Below are 21,710 nucleotides of genomic sequence, written 5' to 3'. Positions count from 1 at the left end.
ACAGCACTACCGGAGGAACTCACTTGGCACCGAACGAAGCAGGAAACGCACGGGGCGACCGCCCCCTGCGCACCAAGGGCGCCGCGAAGCGCGCACGCCGCAAGCTGACCGAGGACGACGTCACCGTCGTCGAGGAGTCGCTGCTCAAGCGTGCCGTCGCGGCCGCCGCGCTCGGCAACGCCATGGAGTGGTTCGACTTCGGCATCTTCGCCTACCTCACGGTGACGATCTCGAAGGTGTTCCTCCCCGAGGGCGACCCCGCCGCGAACATCGTCGCGACCTTCGGCTTCTTCGCCGCAGCGTTCATCGTGCGCCCCATCGGCGGTGCGGTCTTCGGCCCGATCGGCGACCGGATCGGCCGGCAGAAGGTCCTCGCCCTCACGATGATCCTGATGGCCGCGGGCACGCTCATGATCGGTCTGATCCCGAGCTACAGCTCGATCGGCTTCTGGGCGCCCGTGCTGCTGCTGGTGGCGCGGTTCGTGCAGGGCTTCTCGACCGGTGGTGAGTACGGCGGGGCTGCGACGTTCATCGCCGAGTACTCGCCGGACAAGCGCCGCGGGTTCATGGGTTCGTGGCTCGAGTTCGGCACCCTCGCCGGCTACGTGCTCGGCGCATCGATCGTGACGGGCCTGCAGTTCGGCCTCTCCGAGGACGCCCTGCTCAGCTGGGGCTGGCGCATCCCGTTCATCATCGCCGGTCCGCTCGGCCTGATCGGCCTCTACCTGCGCCTCAAGCTGGAGGAGACCCCGGCGTTCCAGAAGCAGCAGGAGCAGGCCGCCGAGCGCGAGGGGCAGAAGACCCCGTTCCTCAAGCTCTTCGCCGAGAACTGGCGCTCGCTGATCATCTGCATCGGTCTGGTCCTCGTGTTCAACGTGACCGATTACATGCTCCTGTCGTACATGCCGACGTACCTCGAGCAGAACCTCGGCCAGAACGCCACGTTCGGCCTGATCCTCATCGTGATCGTGATGATCCTCATGATGGTCGTCATCACGTTCGGCGGTCGCCTGTCCGACAAGTTCGGCCGACGTCCCGTGCTCGCCGCGGGCTGCGTCGGGTTCATCCTGCTGTCGTGGCCGGCGCTCAAGCTGGTGCAGACCGGTACCGGCGTGGGGGTCTTCGCGGGACTCCTGATCCTCGGCGTCGTGCTCGTGACGTTCACCTCGACCATGCCGTCGACCCTGCCGGCGCTGTTCCCGACGATCATCCGCTACGGCGCGCTCGCCATCGCGTTCAACGTGTCGGTGTCGCTCTTCGGCGGGACGACCCCGCTCGCGACCTCGGCGCTCATCAACGCCGCGAAGGACGCCGGTTACGGCTGGGCCGAGGACATCCCGGCGTTCTACCTGATGCTGGCCGCCCTGATCGGGCTCGTCGCCGTCTACTTCACCAAGGAGACGGCCGCGACGCCGCTGATGGGGTCCGGCCCCACGGTGGCGCACGAGGACGAGATCGCCGGCGTCATCAAGGACTACAACGACCCGGAGTCCGAGCTGGCGCAGTCCGACTGGGCGAAGGACTTCTCGACGAGCGAGATCCCGATCATCTCGGGCGACGTGCCGTCGTCCGGTGACGGTTCGAAGGAGCCCGCGGGCTCGTAGGAGCTGGCTGCCTGGAGGCACGGTGCGCGTCCGTCTCGGACGTCGCGCCGTGCCTCCGCTCGTCCGGGCACGGTGCGCGGCGCGGCGGCGGCGCGGTTCGCGACGTTTCGCGCTGCGCGACACTTCACGGCTCCTCGCGCCCGTGAGGTGTCGCTGAGCGCGTGAGAACGCAGGCGCCGCGCGGCGCGCGGCCGCGGCCGCGCTACGCGGCGCCGGCCTCGGGCCGCGGGCCCGCGGCCAGCCGCTCGGCGGCCCGCAGCAAGCGCGCGGTCACGGCGTGCGTCGGGCGGTCGAACACCGTCGCGGCGGGGCCGTGCTCGACGACCCGGCCCTCGTGCACGACCAGCACGTCGTCGGCCATCCGCCGGACGGCCCGGAGATCGTGCGACACGAAGACCATCGCCACGCCCGTGCTGTTCCTGAGCCCCTCGAGGAGCGTCAGCACCGCGTCCTGCACCGTGGCGTCGAGTGCCGTGACCGGTTCGTCGAGCACGATCACCTCGGGCGACGTCGCGAGTGCGCGGGAGATCGCGAGGCGCTGCCGTTGCCCGCCGGACAGCGTCAGCGGCGAGCGTCGGCGGAGTGCCGGGTCGAGCCCCACCTGGTCGAGCGCCGCGTCGATGCGGGCACCGAGCGCACCACGGGCCGACCGCTCGGCGCCGCCGGTGAACGCGTCCGCGAGGACCCGCTCCACGTTCCACCGCTCGTCGAACGTCGCCCCGGGGTCCTGCACCACCGCGGACACCCGGTGCCGCAGGGGCCGGCGGGTGCGTTCGTCGAGCGGCACCCACGGCGACGAGTCGAGCGTGACCGTGCCGGCGTCGGGGAGTTCGAGGCCGAGGAGCATCCTCGCGAGCGTGGTCTTGCCGGACCCCGACGCACCGATCACCCCGAGGACGCGCCCGCGCTCGAGCCCGAACGACACGTCGCGCACGGCGGGGACGCCGTCGAACGCCCGCGCGAGCCCCTCGGCCGCGAGCACCACGCCCGCACCGTGCGAGGCTCCGCGCTCCGTGCGGGGCTCCGACCCCCGCACCGTGCCCGGCACCTCGCACACTGCAGACCCGCCGGACCCGCCGGACCCGCCGGACCCGCCGGGCCCACCCGCGCCCGCCGCCCGCACCAGCGCCCGCGTCGCCTCGTGCTGCGGCGCCGCGAACACCGACGCCACCGGCCCCTGCTCCACCACGCGTCCCTCGTGCACGACGACCACCCGGTCCGCCCACCCCGCGACGAGCCCGAGGTCGTGCGTGATGACGAGCAGCCCGGCGCCGCGCGACTGGGCCGCACGCAGCTGCTCCATCACGGTGACCGCGACCCCGGCGTCGAGCGCCGTCGTCGGTTCGTCGGCGACCACGAGCGCCGGCGACCCGACCGTGGCCGCGGCGATGAGGGCGCGCTGGCGCATCCCTCCGGACAGGGTGCCCGCGAGCCGACCGTCCGTGGCGAGCGCCGGGTCGAGGCCGACCGCGGTGAGGGCGTCCCGCACGGCCCCCACGCGCTGCGCCGCCGTCATGTCCGTGTGCAGCCGGAGGGCGTCCGCGACCTCTCGCCCGACGGGACGCAGCGGGTCCAGGGCGCCCAGGGCCTCCTGGCCGACGTAGCCGACCCGCGAGCCGCGCACGCTCCGCCACCTGCGGTCCGAGAACGCCCGGACGTCGAGCCCGGCCACGGTCAGCCGGTCGACCCGGACCGAGGAACCGGGCGCCGACAGGCCGAGCGCCGCCCGTGCGGTGACGGTCTTGCCGGAGCCGGAGGCACCGACGAGCGCGACGCACTCGCCGGCATCGACGTGCAGCGCGACGTCCTGCACGACCACTGATCCGCCGATGCTGACGGTCAGCCCCTGCACGTCGAGCACGGTCATCGGATCGCTCCTGTTCGTCGGATCGCCCGGCCGAGCATGGTCACCGCGGTCGCCAGGACCACGATCGCGAGGCCGGGGAAGGTGCTCATCCACGGGGCCGTCAGCAGGTACGTGCGACCGTCGGCCAGCATCGCGCCCCACTCCGGCGCGGGTGGCGGGGTGCCGACGCCGAGGTAGCTCAGCGCCGAGGCCCACACGATCGCCTGCCCGACGCCGAGGGTCCCGACCGCCACGACCGGCCAGAGCGCCGCGGGGAGCACGTGCCGCACGGTGATCACGGCGGGGGAGCGGCCCATCAGCACGGCGGTCTCGACCACCTGCGAGCGGCGCGCCCGGAGCACGAGCCCGCGGACGATCCGGGCGTACCCGGGCGCCGTGGCGAACCCGACCGCGAGCATCGCCGGGACGGGCCCGGGGCCGGTCACCGCGATGACGACGAGCGCCACGAGGAGCAGGGGGAGCGCGAACGCGACCTCGGTCAGTCGGCCGACGACCCCGTCGACGACGCGTCCGCCGAGTCCCGCGACCACGCCGAGCACGACCCCGACCCCGCCGCCGACGAGCGTCGCGACCACACCGACCACGAGCGACGCCCGGGTCCCGGCGACGACCCGGGCGAAGACGTCCCGCCCGGACTCGTCGGTGCCGAACGGACTCGACCACGACGGCGCCTGGAGCGCCTGCGCCGGGTGCACGGCGAGCGGGTCGCCACCGCCGAGCAGCGCCGGCCACACCGCCGCGACCACGGCCAGCGCCACCACGGCGGCAGCGGTCCATCCGGCCGGGCCGAGCGTCCCCCCACGGACTCGCTCGGACCGTCCGGCGGACGCGTCACCCTGGGCACCGGCCTGGAGGCGCGGTTCGGCGATCCCGCTCACCGTGCGCCCGCCCCGTGCCGGGTGACGCGCGGGGCGCGACGCCGGGTCGCCCCCGCCCCGGCCGTCCCGCCGGCACGCGGGTCCACCACACGCTCGACGAGGTCCGCGACGGCGAGCACGACCACGTACGCGGCGGCCGACACCAGCGCGATGCCCGCGACGAGCGGCATGTCCCGCTGCGTCACCGCGGTCACGAGTGCGCGCCCGATGCCCGGGAGCGCGAACACCGACTCGACGACGACCGCACCGGACACGAGCGAACCGAACGCCCACGCGGACAGGGCGATCCCCGGGAGCGCCGCGTGCCGGAGCAGGTGCCGGCCGAACAGTCCCGCGCGGGTCTCGCCACGACTGCGGGCCGCGAGTGCGAAGGCCGACCGCTGGGCGTCGACCACGCCGTCCCGGACGGTCTCGGCGAGGTAGCCGGCGACCGGCACGGCCACCGTGACGACCGGCAGCACCCAGCCACGGACCGATCCGTCGCTGACCGCCGGGACCCAGCCGAGGGCGCTGGCGAACACCACGATGAGGACGCTGCCGAGCCAGAAGTGCGGGGTGACGCTCGCGGTGACGCTCAGGGCGCTCGTGAGTGCCGCGGCGAACCGGCCGCGCTGCGTCGACCACCACGCGGCGACGATCGCGAGCACCCAGGCGACGACGAGCCCGGCCACGGCCAGGGTCAGCGTGACCGGGAGCTGCTGCCCGAGGAGCGTCGACACCGGCGTCCGGAACGCGTACGAGTCACCGAGGTGCCCGGTCGCCAGACGCCCGAGGAACACCGCGTACTGCACGAGCACCGGCCGGTCGAGGCCGTACTCCTGTCGGACCTGCGCGACCGCCTCGGCCGAGGCCTGGGAGCCCGGTCCGCCGAGGATCGCGAGCGCCGGGTCACCCGGGATGAGCCGGATCGCGACGAACACGATCGTGGCGACCGCCCAGAGCACCCCGATGCCGCCGGCCAGGCGGCGCAGTCCCCACAGGGACCACGCCGACCACGCGGCGGGCGTGCCTCGACGTCCGCGACGCAATCCGTGCCTCCCGTCCGACGATCGCGAGGTCGCGATCAGCGGTCGATCCAGGCCGTGCCGAACCACGGCGTCGACACCGCGGTCGTCTGCACGCCGTGCACGCTCGACCGCAGCAGGAAGTGGTTCTGCTGGTCGTAGAGCGGGAGGACGGTGCCGCTGGACAGGATGATCTCCTGCGCCTGCTCGTAGAGATCGCCGCGCTCGGACGTGTCCGAGGTCTGCGCTGCCTGCTGGAGCAGGTCGTCGAGCTCCGGGTCGTCGAGCTGGGCGAGGTTCGCGAAGTACCCGGACGGTGCCGGCGTGATGCTGGCGGAGTCGTACAGGATGCGGAGGACGTCCGCGCCCACCTTCGTGTACGGCGCGCTGACGACGTCGTACTCGTTCGCCGCGAGGGCCGCGTACCAGCTGGAGAGGTCGAGCTCCTGCAGCACGACCTTGAAGCCGACGGCCTTCTCGGAGGCCTGGATCTGCTGGAACAGGCTGCGCTCGGCGGGGACGGACTGGTTCGTCGACACCGGGAACGTGACGGTCAGCTGCTCGCCGTCCTTCTCGCGGATGCCGTCGCTGCCCACCTTCCAGCCGGCGTCGTCGAGGAGTCGCTTCGCCTTCGTCGGGGAGTACTCGAACAGGCTCTTGTCGGAGTACCCGTACGGCTCGACGCTGGAGAGCACCGAGTACGAGCGCTTCGCCGTCCCGAGGAAGAGCGACCGGATGCCGGGGTCGATCTCGGCGCCGGCGATGAAGGCCTTGCGGACGGCCTCGTCACGGAAGACCCCGTGGCCGGAGTTCAGCTCGAGGCGGTTCGACGCACCGGGGCGCGGAGCGTCGAGGTCGCGGATGGACCCCTTCGACGACGCTGCCGTGAGCTGGTCGGGCTGGGCGTTGTCGATGACGTCGACCTGGCCGGACTGCAGTGCCGCGTACCGCGAGGTCGAGTCGGGCAGGAAGCGCCACGTGATGCCGTCGAGGCGGGGCTCCGTGCTGGCGCGGAGCGGCGTGTAGTCGGCGTTCTTGCGGAGCGTCACCCGGTCGCCGTGCTTCCAGCCGGTGACCTCGAACGGGCCGGTGCCGACCGGCGACTCGCAGTTCACCGCCTGCGAGCGCTCCAGCGCCTTCGGGGACTCCATGCCGACCCACGGCTGCGAGAACGACTCGAGCAGCGCGCTGTCCGGCCGGCTCAGCGTCAGGGTCACGGTGTGGTCGTCGGTGGCCGTCGCCTTCGTGATCGACTGCAGCGCGAGGTACCCCGTGCTCGACGCGGTCGCCGGGTCCTGCACGTGCTCGATGTTCGCCACGACCGCGGCGGCGTCGAAGGGCGTGCCGTCGGTGAAGGTCACGTCGTTGCGCAGCGTGAAGGTGAGCGTCCTGCCGTCGTCGCTCGTCGTCCAGGACTTCGCCAGCGCGGGGACGGGCTTGCCGTCGTCGAGCGCGGTGAGCTCCTCGATGTACTGGGTGGACAGGAGCGCCTGCGGGTAGTTGCCGCCGACGTGCGGGTCGAGGCAGGTCGGTTCGGCGTCACCCGAGGCGTACGTGAGCGTGCCGCCGTCGACCGGCGTGCTGTTGGACGTCGCGGTGCCGCCACCGGTGCAGCCGGCGAGCACGAGGAGGAGTGCGGCGGCGCCGGCGACCACTGCGGTGGTTTTCTGTACTGAGTCCAAGATCATGGCTGGACGAGTCTAGCGGTTTACTGGGGCCCATGGACGAACCGATGCGCCGCGGTGGCCGCCCCCGACGCTCGAGCGCCGAGGTGCTCGCCGACGCCGCGGCCGAGCTGTTCCTCGAACAGGGCTACGGCCGGACCACGGTCGACCAGATCGCCGCACGGGCCGGGGTCAGCCGCGCGACCTTCTTCAACTACTTCACGGCGAAGTCCGACGTGCTCTGGCTCGACCTCGACGCCGCGGTCGCGACGCTCCCGGCGTGCCTCGCCGCCTCGACCGAGGAGTCCGCGGTGCGGGCCGTCGAGGCCGCGCTGCTCGCCACCGCCCGCGCCCACGACCCCGACCGCGTCCCCTGGGCGATCGCACAGGCCGAGGTGATGGGCATCGGGGCCGAGCTCGTGGCGAGCGTCGCGGCACGGGTGACGGCGCAGCACGCGGCGGTGGCGGCCTTCGTCGCCCGCCGGACGGGGGAGCACCCGGCGGCGCTCTGGCCCCAGACGGTGTCCGGCGCCATGCTCGGGGCGGCCGCAGCGGCCTTCGGCGTCTGGGTCTCGGACGGGGTCGGGCGCCGACCGCTCGTCGAGTACGTCGGGGCGGCGCTCACCCCGGTCGCAGCGGGTCTCGACTCCCACTGAGGTCCGGCCCAATAGGCTCTCTCCCCATGACCCGCGCGCGATGGACACGAACTGCGGTCTTCGCCGTGATCGCCCTCGCGGGGGTGTTCGTCGCGTACTGGCACATCGGCAGACAGAGCACCTACGTCGACGAGTTCACCTACACGCGGGCCGGGTGGGACTACGTGCACGGGGTGCTCACCTCGAACCTGCAGCACCCGCCGACCGGCAAGTACCTGTTCGGCGTCGCGCAGCTCGTGTTCGGCGAGGGCGTGCTCGGGCCCCGTCTCGTCGCCGCGACGGCCTCGTTCGGCACCGGCATCGTCCTGTTCGCCTGGCTCCGGCGTCCGATCGGGTACTGGGGCGCCGTGCTCGCCGCCGGGCTCTGGTGGCTCACGCCGCGTGCCGACTCGCCGACGTGGGCGGACGTCGCGTCCGGCACAGCCGCACGGATCGACCGGCTCGCCCTCCTCGAACCGCTGATGACCTTCTTCGCCGTGGCGGCGCTCGCCGCGGCCTGGCAGTGGGCGACCCGACCCCGACGCGCCGCCGACCGGACCACGGCCTGGGACGGCTGGTGGTGGATGGCGCTCGCCGGTGCCCTCCTGGCACTGTCGGTCACGTCGAAGGTCACCACCACCGTCCTCGTGCTCGCGCTGGTCGCGGTCCCGCTGCTGTTCCGGCGCTGGTCCGGGCTGCTGACCGGGGGCGTCGCGGCCGCCGCGGCGTTCGCCGTGGTGTTCGTCGTCGCGTACGTGCCCGTCGGCGGGGTTCGGGCGATCACCTTCATGATCGAGTTCCAGGGCAAGCACGACACCCGCGGGCACATCATCTCGGTCCTCGGGAAGACGTACATGATCGCGCCGTGGTGGACGAACTTCGTGCGGGTCGTCGAGGGGGTCGGGTGGCCGACGGTCGTCGTGCTCCTGGTCGGCACGGCCGCGGCGTTCGCGATCCGCCCGGACCGGCTCGTCGCGCTCCTCGGGATCGCGCTCGGGATCCTCGTCGTCTTCTACTCGACGGCCAACGTCGCGCTGCCGCACTACTACCAGGCGTGGATGCCCTGGATCATCGCGCTCGCCGCGGTCGGGTACACCCGGCTCGCCCGGCTGCGGCCGCCGCTCACGACCGTGGTGGCGCTCCTCGCGGTCGTCGTGACGATCGTCCCCGCGGTCGTCGTGGTGCGGACCGTCGCCGAGACGCGCACCACCGGGTTCGCCCGGCTCGAGGGTGTCCTCGAGGAACGCGGGGTGCCGGACGACGTCCGCGTCCTCGTGTCGGGGTCGGCGCAGCAGTCGTTCGCCGTGTTCATCGGCCGCCGTGGCGCGACCCAGGGGGTGACGCACGGGGACTACGGCGTGCTCGTCGCCGGGATCGACCCGCGGTTCCCGATGGACGACGACCTGCGGGCCTTGCTGCGGGAGCACCCAGAGCGGTTCGAGGAGTTCCGGCTCGACGCGCTGCGGGTGTGGGTCGTGCGGGACGGCCTGGTGATCGAGCGGCGCGGGGACACCGCGACCCTGGTGCCCGCCGACCGCGGCTGACCCGACCGCGCAGCCGCGTGCGGCTCAGTCGGTCCGGAGCGTGCCGGCCCCGCCCGCGGCGACGTCCTCGGCCGTCCCGTCCCGCACCACCTCGGGCACATCGTCGCCCGTCGGCACGAGCGACTCGTCGCCGGGGTAGCTCAGGGTGAGCACGGCCTCCTCGATGTACTGGCTCTCCTCGAGGGACTTCTCGACGTCGCGCAACCGCACCGCCACGTGCTCCTCGTTCTCGTTGCCGGTCAGGTCGACCGCGGCGACGAGGTAGACCCGCGAGGGCCCGACGAACTCGAGGTGCAGGTAGGTGACGCGCTCGATCTGCGACCGCCCCAGCAGCTCGACGAGCACCGCGTTCTCGAGCTCCGGGGACGTGCTCTCCCCGAGCAGGAACCGGCGGTTGCGGTCGATCAGGACGATCGCGACGACCCCGAGCAGGATGCCGATCGCGATCGAGCCGATGGCGTCGAAGACCGCGAGGCCGGTGACCTGGTGGAGGAACACCCCGAGGAACGCGACCACGAGGCCGATGAGCGCCGCGGCGTCCTCGGCGAAGACGGCACGGAGGGTCGGGTTCGACGACTGCAGGACGTGCCGGAGCACCGGCACCCGCCGCTTCGTCGCCGCGCCGTGCGCCTGCCGGTACGCCTGCAGGAAGCTCGTGCCCTCGAGGCAGAACGACAGCCCGAGGACGATGTAGTTCAGCAGCACGTCCTCGGCCGGCCCGGTGTCCCCGAGCTCGGTGATGCCGTGGTAGATCGAGACGATGGCGCCGGCGGTGAAGAGGCCGAACGCGGCGAACATCGACCAGATGTACGTCTCACGGCCGTAGCCGAGTGGGTGCGCGGTGTCGCGCTTCCTCGAGCCACGCCGTTCGGCGACGAGCAGGAAGATCTCGTTGCCGGTGTCAGCCCACGAGTGCGCGGCCTCGGCGACCATTGACGCCGATCCGGAGATCAGGGAGGCGATCGTCTTGGCGATCGCGACGAGCAGGTTCGCGCCGAACGCGATGACGACGGTGAGCAGGGAATCGGGACGCTCCTGCTGCGCGGGGGCAGCATCTGACGAGGGCATCGCTCCAGCATGCTCCCGTCCGCTAAACTCGTGCACACAGGCGTCGATCCGGCCATCACCGGGGAGCCTCCGGAAGAACCCGGCCGTCAGCACCATCGACCGCCGGCAGTAGAACCGGGCGGACCGGGCCGCGCACGCCCCCGGCAACGAGCGGTCGCCCCGGGTCACCCGGAGCGGCAAGCGAGGTGGTACCGCGGAGCCTGCTCCGTCCTCGTGGTCCTGAGAACCGGCAACCCACAGGAGCCCCGCGGTGCGCTACCCACTTGATTCCGACGCAGACGGCGTCGTCCCGTCGCCGTCCTTCCCCGCCGTCGAGCAGGGCATCCTCGCCTTCTGGAAGGGCGACGGCACGTTCCAGGCGTCTATCGACCAGCGCGAGGGCTGCGACGAGTGGACGTTCTACGACGGCCCGCCGTTCGCCAACGGCCTGCCGCACTACGGCCACCTCCTGACCGGGTACGCGAAGGACGTCTTCCCGCGCTACCAGACCATGCGCGGCAAGCAGGTGCACCGTCGCTTCGGCTGGGACACGCACGGCCTGCCCGCCGAGCTCGAGGCGATGCGCCAGCTCGGCATCACCGAGAAGCACGAGATCGACGAGATGGGCGTCGACGTCTTCAACGCCGCCGCCAAGAAGTCCGTCCTGCAGTACACCGACGAGTGGCAGCAGTACGTCACCCGCCAGGCGCGCTGGGTCGACTTCGAGAACGACTACAAGACCCTCGACGTGACGTTCATGGAGAGCGTGCTGTGGGCGTGGAAGCAGCTCTGGGACAAGGGGCTCGCGTACGAGGGCTTCCGGGTCCTGCCGTACTGCTGGAACGACCAGACGCCGCTGTCGAACCACGAGCTGCGCATGGACGACGACGTCTACAAGATGCGCCAGGACCAGTCCGTCACGGTGTCGTTCCCGCTGCGGGGTGCGCGCGCCGAGTCGCTCGGGCTGGCCGGCGTGCGTGCGCTCGCCTGGACGACGACCCCCTGGACCCTGCCGACGAACGCCGCGCTGGCCGTCGGGCCTGCGGTTTCGTACGTGGTGCTGCCCGCCGGTCCAGGAGGCGCGACTGACGGTGGCACCGCCGGTTCCGTCCACTACCTGCTGGCGTCGGACACCGTGGCCGCCCACGCGAAGGACCTCGGCTACGAGAGCGCGGAGGACGCCGCTGTCGCGGTCGTCCGCACCCTGACGGGTGCGGAGCTCGACGGCGTCGAGTACGAGCGCCTCTTCGACTTCCTCGCGGAGACCGAGGGCATGGAGAACGCCTGGAAGATCCTCGTCGCCGACTACGTCGAGACGGGCGAGGGCACCGGCATCGTGCACCAGGCCCCGGCCTACGGTGCCGACGACCAGGTGGTCTGCGCCGCCGCGGGGATCCCCGTGGTGCTGTCGCTCGACGAGGGCGGTGTCTTCACGTCGCAGTTCGGCGAGGTCGCCGGCATGCTCTGGTCGGACGCGAACAAGCCCCTCACGAAGGCCGTCCGCGACGCCGGTCGACTGCTCCGCCAGGCGTCCTACGAGCACAGCTACCCGCACTGCTGGCGCTGCCGGAAGCCCCTCATCTACAAGGCCGTGTCGAGCTGGTTCGTCCGCGTGACCGAGTTCCGCGACCGCATGGGCGAGCTCAACCAGGACATCAACTGGGTGCCGGACAACGTCAAGGACGGCCAGTTCGGCAAGTGGGTCGGCAACGCCATCGACTGGTCGGTGTCCCGCAACCGGTACTTCGGCACGCCGATCCCGGTGTGGCAGTCCGACGACCCCGAGCACCCGCGCACCGACGTGTACGGCTCGCTCGAGGAGATCGAGCGTGACTTCGGTCGACTGCCGGTGAACGCCGACGGCGAGGTCGACCTGCACCGCCCGTTCATCGACGACCTGACGCGCCCCAACCCGGACGACCCCACCGGGAAGTCGACGATGCGCCGGATCACCGACGTGTTCGACGTCTGGTTCGACTCCGGGTCGATGCCGTACGCTCAGGTGCACTACCCGTTCGAGAACCGCGAGTGGTTCGAGTCGCACAACCCGGCCGACTTCATCGTCGAGTACATCGGGCAGACCCGCGGCTGGTTCTACGTCATGCACGTGCTGTCCACCGCGCTGTTCGACCGGCCGGCGTACAAGAACGTCATCAGCCACGGCATCGTGCTCGGCTCCGACGGCCAGAAGATGTCGAAGTCGCTCCGGAACTACCCGGACGTCTCCGAGGTGTTCGACCGCGACGGTGCCGACGCGATGCGCTGGTTCCTGATGTCGTCGTCGGTCATCCGCGGCGGGAACCTCGTCGTCACGGAAGAGGGCATCCGCCAGGGCGTCCGCGAGTTCCTGCTGCCGCTCTGGTCGACGTACTACTTCTTCACCCTCTACGCGAACGCGTCGGGGGAGTCCGGGTACCAGGCGTCGCGGAGCACGGCGAGCACCGACGTGCTCGACCGCTACCTGCTCGCGAAGACCCGGGTGCTCGTGTCGGACGTGCAGCAGCACCTCGACGCGCTCGACACCCCGCTCGCCGCCCAGGCCGTCCGCGACTTCGCCGACGTGCTGACGAACTGGTACGTGCGCCGGTCGCGCGACAAGTTCTGGCTCGGCGCCGAGTCCTCGCCCGAGGCCCGTGCCGCGTTCGACACGCTGTACACCGTGCTCGAGACGCTCACCCGCGTCGCCGCACCCCTCGCCCCGCTCGTGACCGACGCGGTCTGGCGGGGACTGACCGGCGGCCGCAGCGTCCACCTCGAGGACTTCCCCGACGCCGAGGAGTTCCCGGCCGACCAGGCGCTCGTCGACGCCATGGACCGCGTGCGGGACGTCGCCTCGAAGGGGCTCGCGCTCCGCAAGGCCACCGGCAAGCGCGTCCGCCTGCCCCTCGCCACCCTGACGCTCGTGGTGCCCGACCCGGCGGCCGTCGAGCCCTTCGTGGACATCCTCCGCGACGAGCTCAACGTCAAGCAGGTCGTGCTCGAGCAGCAGGAGGAGTCGTCGCTCGGTCGGTACGGCATCGAGCGGAAGCTCACCGTGAACGCCCGTGCCGCCGGACCCCGCATCGGCAAGCAGGTCCAGCAGGTCATCCCGGCCGCCAAGAGGGGCGACTGGACCACGACCGAGTCCGGCGTGACCGTCGGCGGCGTCGACCTCGTCGAGGGCGAGTACACGCTCGACCTCACCGTCGCCGACGACTCCGTGGCGGTGGCGTTCCTCGACGGCGGCGGCTTCGCGGTGCTCGACACCGTGACGACGCCCGGGCTCGAGGCCGAGGGGCTCGCCCGCGACGTCGTCCGCGCCGTCCAGCAGGCCCGCCGTGACGCCGACCTCGACGTCAGCGACCGCATCGTCCTCACCCTCGGTGCGGACGAGGTCGCCGACGTGGCGGTCCGCACCCACCAACAGCTCATCGCGGGGGAGACCCTGTCGACGAGCATCGAGATCGTGCCCCTCGGGGCAGACGCCACCACCACCGACGTCGGTGACGGTGCGAAGGTGACCGTGGAGGTGTCACGCGCATGAGCGAGTACCCCGAAGAGCCGTCCGAGGACGGCATCGAGATCCCCGTCGGCCCCGCCGGTGCGACGGACCCCGCCGACGCCGTGCCCTACGGTGCGGACGACGACGAGGTCAAGCGCGTCGAGGCGGCCCTGTACGCCCGGATCGGCGAGCAGTCGCCCGAACACCGGCTCTCCGCGACCCGGCGCGCCGTGGAGCTCCTCGGCGACCCGCACCTGTCGTACCCCGTGATCCACCTGACCGGCACGAACGGCAAGACCTCGACCGCGCGCATGGCCGAGAGCATCGTCCGGGCACACGGCCTCCGGACCGGCCTCATGACGAGCCCGCACCTGGTGTCGATCCGGGAGCGCATCGTCATCGACGGCACCCCGATCGCCGCCGACCGCTTCGTGGAGAACTGGGACGACATCGCCCCGATCCTCGAGATGACCGACCAGGAGCTCACCGACAAGGGTGAGCTCCCGCTGACCTTCTTCGAGGCGTTGACCGTCCTCGCCCTGGCGTGCTTCGCCGAGGCTCCGGTCGACGTCGCCGTGATCGAGGTCGGCATGGGCGGCGAGTGGGACTCCACCAACGTCGTGCAGAGCCAGGTGCAGGTGTTCACGCCGATCGCGATCGACCACGCCAAGCAGCTCGGCAGTACCGTCGCCGAGATCGCCCGCACGAAGTCCGGCATCATCAAGCCCTCGTCGTCGATCGTCTCGAGCGCACAGACGCCCGAGGCGCTCGCCGAGCTGCAGCGCGCGGCCGAGCTCACCGAGTCGACCCTCGCGGTCGAGGGGGACGGCTTCCGGCTCGTCGACGTGACGCCGGCCGTCGGCGGCCAGCTCATCACCGTGCAGGGCGTCGCCGGACGTTACGACGACCTGTTCCTGCCGCTCTTCGGCCGGCACCAGGCGCACAACGCCGCCGTCGCGATCGCCGCCGTCGAGGCCTTCCTCGGCCGCGGCTCGCAGGCCCTCGACGAGGACGTCCTGTCCGAGGGACTCGCCGGTGCGACCAGCCCCGGCCGACTCCAGCCGATCGCCACCGGACCAACCGTGGTGGTCGACGCGGCGCACAACCCGCACGGCGCACGCGCGCTCGCCGAGGCGCTCCCCGTGGCGTTCCCGTCCGAGCACGTGGTCGGCGTCGTCGGCATCCTCGGCGACAAGGACGCCCGCGGCTTCGTCCGCGCGCTCAAGGACACCGTCGCGACCTTCGTCGTGACCCAGCCGCCGGGGGAGCGCGCCCTCGACGCGGACGAGTTCGCCCGGGTCGTCGTCGACGAGGTCGGCGAGGACCGGGTCGTCGTCGAGCCGTCGCTCGAGGCCGCCCTCCAGGAAGCCCGTGACCTCGCGGACGACGCCGAGGCGGACGACGCCATGGTGCTCGTCGCGGGCTCGATCGTGATGGTGGGCCGCGTCATGGACCTGGTCCACGCCGAAGGCGGGACGAAGTGACGGACGCGGGCCGCGCCTCCAGGACCCCACGCGCACCGCGCACCCGTCGGCCGCGACGCGATCGCGGCGCACGGGAGAGCCTGCTGTCGATCACCCTCGTGCTCGAAGCGATCATGTTCTTCTTCCCGATGCTCGTCGTGTTCGGCAAGGGGACCCTCCCGCCGGCCGTCGCGTTCGGCGGTGGCATCGGCTCGATGATCGTGCTGGCCCTGGCCTCTCGCCTGACCGGCAACCGCGCCGGTGTAGGGTTCGGGTGGCTGCTGCAGGCGGCCATCCTCGCCACCGGGTTCATCGAACCGTTCATGTTCGCCGTGGCCGTGGTGTTCCTGGCGCTGTGGGTCTTCTGCTTCGTCAAGGGCGGTCAGCTCGACCGTCAGAACGCCGCGAGACGCGCGGCCCTCGGCGAGGACTGACCACCCCGTTCGACCACGAAACACCAGGAGTTCCGCGTGTCCGATCTCGAAGAGACCCTCGTCCTCGTCAAGCCCGACGGCGTCGCCCGCCAGCTCACCGGTGAGATCCTCCGCCGGATCGAGGCCAAGGGCTACGAGATCGTCGACCTGAAGATGGTGACGGCGCCCCGTGACCTGCTCGACGCCCACTACGAGGAGCACCAGGGCAAGCCGTTCTTCGAGCCCCTCGTCGAGTTCATGCAGTCCGGCCCGGTCGTCGCCGTGCGCGTCGCCGGCAACGGCGTCATCGCCGGCTTCCGGTCGCTCGCCGGCACCACCGACCCGACCTCGGCCGCGCCCGGGACGATCCGCGGTGACCTCGGTCGCGACTGGGGCCTCAAGGTGCAGCAGAACCTCGTGCACGGCTCCGACAGCCCCGAGTCGTCGGCGCGCGAGCTCGCGCTCTGGTTCGCCTGAGTCCGGGGGACCGACGCGTGACGAACAACGACCGTCCCTCGAAGAACGAGCGTCGCCAGCACGCCCGTGACGTCGCCCGGCAGCGCGCCGAGGCCGAGAAGCGCCGCAAGCGCCGCAACCGCTGGTTCCTGCAGGGCGGCATCGGCCTCGGGATCATCGCCGTCGCCGCGATCGTCGCGATCGTGGTGGTGAACGTGAACAACCAGCCCGCCGTGTCCGCGGCCGGGCCGAAGAACATGGCGACCGGTGCGATCCAGTTCACCGGCAGCGACGGCACGGTCACCCCCGTGACCTCCGGCGCGGTGTCGGCGAAGGCCACCCCGTCCCCGGTGCCCACCGCGGCCGCCGACGGGAGGGTCCAGGTCACCGAGTACGTCGACTGGGCCTGCCCGGTCTGCAAGCAGTTCGAGGCCGCATACGCCGACCAGATCCTCGACAAGGTGAAGTCCGGCGACGCGACCCTCGCGATCCAGCCCGTGTCGATCCTCGACCGCAGCTACCAGAACTCGCGGTACGCCAGCCGTGCCGCGAACGCCGCGATGTGCGTCGCGAACTACGCGCCGGACAAGTTCCTCGACGTCCAGACGCAGTTCTTCGACAACCAGCCGGAGGAGGGCACGAAGGGCCTGACGAACGCCGAGATCGCGAAGCTCGTCACGGCTGGTGGCGCGACCGGGTCGAACGTCTCCGAGTGCCTGTCCAGCGAGCGCTTCCGCGGGTGGGTGACGAAGTCCACGAACGCCGTGCTGGCCGATCCGGCACTGCAGGGCACGCAGGGCTTCGGCACGCCGACCGTCCTCGTGAACGGCAAGAAGATCGCCACGCTGACCGACGTGATCACCGAGATCGACGCCGCGTCGAAGTAGCACGCCGTACGACGAGGGCCCCCGCTTCCGATCGGAAGCGGGGGCCCTCGTCGTACGGAGCAGCCGGAACTACGCCTTCCCGCCGTTCTGCTCCACGAACGCGGCGAAGGCGTCCGTGTCGGTGAGGGAACCGTTGTACTGCTTGCCGTTGACGATCACGGTGGGGGTACCGGTGACCTTTTCGAGCGACGAGTTCGGGATCGGGTCGTTGAGCACCCGGTTCGTCGCGTCGGCAACCCACCCGGCGAACTTCTGGTCCGTGATGCAGGACGCCACGTTCTCGTTCGTCGCCCCGGCGGCCTTCGCCAGTGACGCGAGCTTGTCGTTCGTGAGGCCGCGCGTGCTCTCGGACGGCTGGTTCTCGTAGAGCGACGTGTTGTACGCGAGGAACGCGTCCGGGTCGTAGTTCGCGACGCAGGCGGCGGCGGCGGCCGAACGGGTCGAGTACTTCGAGCCGAGGGACACGCGGTCGAGCAGGTTGAACGGGTGCAGCTCGAGCGTCGCCGAGCCGTCCTTCACCCACTGCTGGATCTGGGACATCTGGCTCGTCTCGAACTGGTTGCAGTACGGGCACATGTAGTCCGAGTACACGGTGATGTTCGCGACCGAGTCGTCCTGCTTCGTCGGGGTCGGCTTCCCGCCCTCCGGCGTCGCCTTCGTGGTGACGGGGACGATCTGCCCGTTCGAGCCCGTCAGGAGCACACCGTCGCTCGCCATGTTCTTCGGCCCGGGGCCGGCGGGTTGCACGGAGTTCGCGACCACCACGACGACGATCGCGGCGACCGCGAGCGCGCCGACGATGATGCCGCTGATCCCCAGGGTCTTGTTGCGGCGTCGACGCGCCTGCTCCTTCGCGCGGGCGAGGCGTGCGCGCTCCCGCGCTGCCTCCCGCCGGGCCTTCTTGCTCTCGTTCTCGCTCATCGCCATCGAGCGTAGGTCGTGCCGGTGGGCCGATCGGCCGATCTGGCTGGGAAGGACCCAGGAATTCGATGACGCGTCATCGGCAACGCTCAGCGGGCGCTCAGAAGGAGGAGAGGACCCGCGGGAACACGATGAGGATCGACACGGCGATGAACAGGTAGTTCGCCAGCGGGAAGGCCCAGCAGAAGGGCAGCAGGGTCCGACCGAGCCGCTGGGCGCCGGCGCCGAAGCGTCCCTGCGCGGCGTTCCAGATCGTGAACACCCAGAACATCGGGATCGTCATCGACCACACGAGCATGCACCAGGGGCAGAGCGCGCCGATGAACCAGACGGTCTGGGTGAAGAGCCACGTGACGAAGACCCACGCCAGGAACACGCCCGCGTTGAAGGCGATCCAGAACCAGCGCGAACCGTTCCGGAACCCGGCGAGGAGCATGACGGCGACGGCGATCGGCGCGACGAAGCCCATGACGCCGAGCAGCGGGTTCGGGAACCCGAGCAGGTGCCCCTGCCAGCTGGCCATCACGTCCGAGCAGTTGATGAACGGGTTGACGTCGCAGGACAACACTGCCTGGGGGTGCGCGTACTTCTCGAACTCGTCGATGACCAGTCGGAACGCCCCGTAGAGACCCACCGCGCCGGTGATCAGGAGGAAGACGCCCATGGCGATCGGACGGCGGACGGCAGGTGCTGGCGTGCTCACGGCGTCATCATCGCATGCTCGATCCGGTCCTTTCCCGGTGCGGCATGCGATAATCCCTGGAGGTCGTGCGGCCATCCGCACGACGACGAAAGCTTTCCGGGCCCAGCCCGGACGATCAGGTGCGGTGAGAGCGCACCGTGACCGGGACGCGCGCGACGCGACGGTCACAAGACAGCGAACGCGGGGGCGTGGTCGCCACCCGCTACAACTACAGAATTCCCGCCGTCCGGACAGGATGCGAGCGGGGTCAAGGAGTGCACCAGGTCCATGGTGGAGCAGAACAACGACAACACGAACAACGAAGAAGTCGCACCGAAGCGTCGAGGCCGCCTGTTCGGCGGTCGGCGCGCCCGGTCGGCCGGCCAGGAGGCACGGGGTGACGCCGCGCAGACCGGTCCCGTCGAGCAGGTGACCGGGTCTCCGGCGGACGGCACGACCGACGCCGGCGCGGAGACGCTCGCGGTGACGGACGCAGCGCCGGACGCCGGGGGAGCGCCGGAGGCGCCCACCGTGTCGGTCGCCGTCGAGGCGACCGCCGGCGGCGACGAGCCGCACGACGTGAGCACCCTCACGGGCGACCTGCCGGTCATCACGGCCGGTGATGATACCGACACCGAGACCGCAGCCGCACCGGCCGCGACGGTCGAGGCGGACGTGAGCAGCGCCTCCAGTCCGGCGGAGCCCGTCGACGAGCCGTTCGTCCCCAAGGCGACGAGCACGCTCAGCCTGATCTTCCACGCCCCGGTCCTGCCGGACCTGCCCGAGCGCGCGCCCCGTCACGACGAGGACGACGACGACGAGCAGGGCGGCGGACGCCGTCGGTCGCGTCGCCGCGGCACGAGCGCCGACCGCGAAGGCCGCGAGCCGCGCGAGCCGCGGGACCACCAGGAGCCCCGCCGCCGCGAGGTCGAGTACATCACCGAGCCGCAGAAGGTGAAGGGCTCGACGCGGCTCGAGGCGAAGAAGCAGCGCCGCCGCGACGGGCGCGATGCCGGTCGTCGTCGCCAGGTCGTCACCGAGGACGAGTTCCTCGCCCGCCGCGAGAGCGTCGACCGACAGATGATCGTCCGGTCGAGCGCCTCGAAGATCGAGATCGGCGTGCTCGAGGACGGTGTCCTCGCCGAGCACTACGTGACGAAGTCGCACAACGTGTCGCTCATCGGCAACGTGTACCTCGGCAAGGTGCAGAACGTCCTGCCCTCGATGGAGGCGGCGTTCGTCGACATCGGTCGCGGTCGCAACGCCGTGCTGTACGCGGGCGAGGTCGACTGGAACTCGGTCGACACCGGCAACCACGGGCGTCGGATCGAAGCCGCGCTCAAGCCGGGCGACAAGGTCCTCGTGCAGGTCACGAAGGACCCGGTCGGGCACAAGGGCGCCCGTCTGACGAGCCAAGTCTCGCTGCCGGGCCGCTACCTCGTGTACGTGCCGAACGGCTCGATGAACGGCATCTCGCGCAAGCTGCCGGACACCGAGCGTGCGCGCCTCAAGAAGATCCTCAAGGAGGTCCTCCCGGAGCACGCGGGCGTCATCGTCCGCACCGCGGCCGAGGGCGCGACCGAGGAGCAGCTCACCCGCGACGTGCAGCGGCTCACCAGCCAGTGGGAGGCGATCCAGAAGAAGGTCGCGAACGGCCAGGCACCGGTCATGCTCCACTCGGAGCCGGACCTGCTCGTGAAGATCGTCCGCGACGTCTTCAACGAGGACTTCACCAAGCTCATCATCGACGGCTCCGCGGCGCGCGAGACGATCGACGAGTACCTCACCGCGGTCGCGCCGGACCTCAAGGACCGCGTCGAGATCTACGACGGCCCGGACTCCTTCGAGGAGTACCGCCTCAACGAGCAGATCGAGAAGGCACTCGACCGCAAGGTCTGGCTGCCCTCGGGTGGTTCGCTCGTGATCGACCGCACCGAGGCCATGACGGTCGTCGACGTCAACACGGGGAAGTTCGTCGGGTCCGGCGGCAACCTCGAGGAGACCGTCACGAAGAACAACCTCGAAGCGGCCGAGGAGATCGTCCGCCAGCTCCGCCTGCGGGACATCGGCGGCATCATCGTCGTCGACTTCATCGACATGGTGCTCGAGTCGAACCGCGACCTCGTGCTGCGTCGGCTCGTCGAGTGCCTCAGCCGTGACCGGACGAAGCACCAGGTCGCCGAGGTCACCTCGCTCGGCCTCGTGCAGATGACCCGCAAGAAGATCGGCGTGGGGCTCCGCGAGTCCCTCGACGAGGTCAACGCCAAGGTCAACGACAACAACGCCGACCCGGGGCCGTCGAAGAGCCGTCGCAAGAGCCGCGGTGGGGCCGGCAACGGCGGGTCCAACGGTGGGAACGGTTCGAACGGTTCGACCGGTGGGAACGGGTCGAACGGCGGGTCCGGCAACGGTTCGTCGTCGAACGGCTCGTCGCACGCGCACCAGATCACGGACGACGTGAAGAGCGCGCTGTCCCGGATCGCCGCATCGACCATCCCGCACGAGGAGCACGACGGGGCTGCGACCCCGGCTTCCGCGTCCTCTGCGGTGTCGGCGGGTTCGGCGTCATCGGCGGCATCGGCGGCATCGGCGGCATCGGCTCCGGAGGCACCCGCCGCGGAGTCCGGTCCGGACACCGGCGCGTCGCAGGCCGAGCACGGCGAGCAGTCGTCGGGCTCGAAGCGCCGACGTCGCCGTGGTGGCCGCGGTGCCGGTGCGCCCGAGACGACGGTGGACACCGCGTCCGGCTCGTCCACGGCGCCCGATGCACCGTCCGCGCCCGAGCAGGGCACGTCGGCTGCTGCCGCTCCGGCCGCTGCCGCTCCGGCTGCGGCGGCTCCGGTCGCTGCTGCCCCCGTCGTCGAGGACGTGCCGGCCAAGGCGCCGACCCGCCGTCGGGTGAGCTCGAGCGCCCCGGTGACCCCGGCCGAGACCTCGGTCGCGATCCTCGACATCCCGATCGCCGCCACGAAGCGCGAGCCGCGCCAGGTCAGCGGGGACGCCGAGTCCCTGCTCGACTCCGTGCTGCAGGCGCTCCCGGAGCCCAAGCAGCCGGGGCAGGGCCGTTCGCGGTCCCGTCGCGTCTCGTCCCCGAGCATCAGCGCACCGGCGACGGCCGAGGGTGACGACACCGACGACGGCGCCGTGATCCTGGGGAACTGACG

At 71.4% G+C, this 21,710-nt stretch carries 16 protein-coding genes; 9 read left to right on the top strand and 7 right to left on the bottom strand.

The features are described 5' to 3' along the window. The first annotated feature begins 23 nt into the window (after window positions 1–23). On the top strand, window positions 24–1,604 hold the full coding sequence (gene proP / locus BJK06_RS02510) for a glycine betaine/L-proline transporter ProP (RefSeq protein ID WP_258027683.1): 1,581 nt from the start codon (window positions 24–26) through the stop codon (window positions 1,602–1,604). Between the two features lie 202 nt (window positions 1,605–1,806). Here the strand turns inward: proP and BJK06_RS02505 are convergent, their stop codons facing one another. The 4 genes from BJK06_RS02505 to BJK06_RS02490 are packed head-to-tail and all read right to left on the bottom strand — an operon-like array spanning window position 1,807 to window position 7,041. Then, the gene (locus BJK06_RS02505; protein WP_070416565.1) at window positions 1,807–3,471 is read right to left on the bottom strand and encodes an ABC transporter ATP-binding protein; all 1,665 of its coding nucleotides are present in this window, start codon (window positions 3,469–3,471) and stop codon (window positions 1,807–1,809) included. Continuing rightward, window positions 3,468–4,349, bottom strand: a complete 882-nt coding sequence (locus tag BJK06_RS02500; protein WP_083295000.1) for an ABC transporter permease — start codon at window positions 4,347–4,349, stop codon at window positions 3,468–3,470. The genes BJK06_RS02505 and BJK06_RS02500 overlap by 4 nt, the downstream gene beginning before the upstream one ends. Further along, the gene (locus tag BJK06_RS02495; RefSeq protein ID WP_258027682.1) at window positions 4,346–5,377 is read right to left on the bottom strand and encodes an ABC transporter permease; all 1,032 of its coding nucleotides are present in this window, start codon (window positions 5,375–5,377) and stop codon (window positions 4,346–4,348) included. Before BJK06_RS02495 ends, BJK06_RS02500 begins: the two co-directional genes overlap by 4 nt. Window positions 5,378–5,412: 35 nt before the next feature. After that, window positions 5,413–7,041 (bottom strand): ABC transporter substrate-binding protein, encoded by a 1,629-nt coding sequence (locus BJK06_RS02490; RefSeq protein WP_070416564.1) that lies wholly within the window; start codon window positions 7,039–7,041, stop codon window positions 5,413–5,415. 32 nt (window positions 7,042–7,073) lie between these two features. Between BJK06_RS02490 and BJK06_RS02485 the strand changes: the two genes are divergently transcribed. Both BJK06_RS02485 and BJK06_RS02480 read left to right on the top strand, forming a co-directional pair. Beyond that, window positions 7,074–7,673 (top strand): TetR/AcrR family transcriptional regulator, encoded by a 600-nt coding sequence (locus BJK06_RS02485; RefSeq protein WP_070416563.1) that lies wholly within the window; start codon window positions 7,074–7,076, stop codon window positions 7,671–7,673. A 26-nt stretch (window positions 7,674–7,699) separates the two neighbouring features. Continuing rightward, a complete protein-coding gene (locus tag BJK06_RS02480) occupies window positions 7,700–9,196 on the top strand; it encodes a hypothetical protein (RefSeq protein ID WP_156794736.1) in 1,497 nt (498 codons plus the stop codon). 24 nt (window positions 9,197–9,220) lie between these two features. On the opposite strand, the gene BJK06_RS02475 is transcribed toward BJK06_RS02480, so the two are convergent. After that, on the bottom strand, window positions 9,221–10,264 hold the full coding sequence (locus BJK06_RS02475) for a cation diffusion facilitator family transporter (protein ID WP_070416561.1): 1,044 nt from the start codon (window positions 10,262–10,264) through the stop codon (window positions 9,221–9,223). A 250-nt stretch (window positions 10,265–10,514) separates the two neighbouring features. Here BJK06_RS02475 and ileS point away from each other — a divergent pair, with 250 nt between their 5' ends. From ileS to BJK06_RS02450, 5 genes are all read left to right on the top strand, one after another. Beyond that, on the top strand, window positions 10,515–13,766 hold the full coding sequence (gene ileS / locus BJK06_RS02470; protein WP_070416560.1) for an isoleucine--tRNA ligase: 3,252 nt from the start codon (window positions 10,515–10,517) through the stop codon (window positions 13,764–13,766). Beyond that, window positions 13,763–15,208: a folylpolyglutamate synthase/dihydrofolate synthase family protein gene (locus tag BJK06_RS02465; protein ID WP_083294999.1), complete on the top strand. Its 1,446-nt coding sequence runs from the start codon at window positions 13,763–13,765 to the stop codon at window positions 15,206–15,208. The genes ileS and BJK06_RS02465 overlap by 4 nt, the downstream gene beginning before the upstream one ends. Before the next feature lie 98 nt (window positions 15,209–15,306). After that, a complete protein-coding gene (locus tag BJK06_RS02460; protein WP_156794735.1) occupies window positions 15,307–15,621 on the top strand; it encodes a DUF4233 domain-containing protein in 315 nt (104 codons plus the stop codon). A gap of 36 nt (window positions 15,622–15,657) precedes the next feature. Then, window positions 15,658–16,077: a nucleoside-diphosphate kinase gene (gene ndk, locus BJK06_RS02455; protein WP_070416558.1), complete on the top strand. Its 420-nt coding sequence runs from the start codon at window positions 15,658–15,660 to the stop codon at window positions 16,075–16,077. 17 nt (window positions 16,078–16,094) lie between these two features. Further along, window positions 16,095–16,943, top strand: a complete 849-nt coding sequence (locus BJK06_RS02450; protein ID WP_070416557.1) for a thioredoxin domain-containing protein — start codon at window positions 16,095–16,097, stop codon at window positions 16,941–16,943. 69 nt (window positions 16,944–17,012) lie between these two features. Here the strand turns inward: BJK06_RS02450 and BJK06_RS02445 are convergent, their stop codons facing one another. Both BJK06_RS02445 and BJK06_RS02440 read right to left on the bottom strand, forming a co-directional pair. Further along, window positions 17,013–17,864 (bottom strand): thioredoxin domain-containing protein, encoded by an 852-nt coding sequence (locus BJK06_RS02445; RefSeq protein WP_181015133.1) that lies wholly within the window; start codon window positions 17,862–17,864, stop codon window positions 17,013–17,015. 100 nt (window positions 17,865–17,964) lie between these two features. Further along, on the bottom strand, window positions 17,965–18,567 hold the full coding sequence (locus BJK06_RS02440; RefSeq protein WP_229085097.1) for a vitamin K epoxide reductase family protein: 603 nt from the start codon (window positions 18,565–18,567) through the stop codon (window positions 17,965–17,967). Window positions 18,568–18,834: 267 nt separating this feature from the next. Between BJK06_RS02440 and BJK06_RS02435 the strand changes: the two genes are divergently transcribed. After that, window positions 18,835–21,708 (top strand): Rne/Rng family ribonuclease, encoded by a 2,874-nt coding sequence (locus BJK06_RS02435; RefSeq protein ID WP_070416554.1) that lies wholly within the window; start codon window positions 18,835–18,837, stop codon window positions 21,706–21,708. Window positions 21,709–21,710: the final 2 nt, after the last annotated feature.

The sequence above is a fragment of the Curtobacterium sp. BH-2-1-1 genome (assembly GCF_001806325.1).
GTDB lineage: Bacteria > Actinomycetota > Actinomycetes > Actinomycetales > Microbacteriaceae > Curtobacterium.
The sequence above is the reverse complement of the archived record's forward strand: the minus strand, read 5'-3'. Positions and strand labels throughout refer to the sequence as shown.

Coding starts and splice junctions, on each gene's coding strand:
- BJK06_RS02505 (WP_070416565.1), bottom strand. CDS start 3,471: ATGACCGTGCTCGACGTGCAGGGGCTGACCGTCAGCATCGGCGGATCA.
- BJK06_RS02490 (WP_070416564.1), bottom strand. CDS start 7,041: ATGATCTTGGACTCAGTACAGAAAACCACCGCAGTGGTCGCCGGCGCC.
- BJK06_RS02485 (WP_070416563.1), top strand. CDS start 7,074: ATGGACGAACCGATGCGCCGCGGTGGCCGCCCCCGACGCTCGAGCGCC.
- BJK06_RS02480 (WP_156794736.1), top strand. CDS start 7,700: ATGACCCGCGCGCGATGGACACGAACTGCGGTCTTCGCCGTGATCGCC.
- BJK06_RS02475 (WP_070416561.1), bottom strand. CDS start 10,264: ATGCCCTCGTCAGATGCTGCCCCCGCGCAGCAGGAGCGTCCCGATTCC.
- BJK06_RS02465 (WP_083294999.1), top strand. CDS start 13,763: ATGAGCGAGTACCCCGAAGAGCCGTCCGAGGACGGCATCGAGATCCCC.
- BJK06_RS02445 (WP_181015133.1), bottom strand. CDS start 17,864: ATGAGCGAGAACGAGAGCAAGAAGGCCCGGCGGGAGGCAGCGCGGGAG.
- BJK06_RS02435 (WP_070416554.1), top strand. CDS start 18,835: ATGGTGGAGCAGAACAACGACAACACGAACAACGAAGAAGTCGCACCG.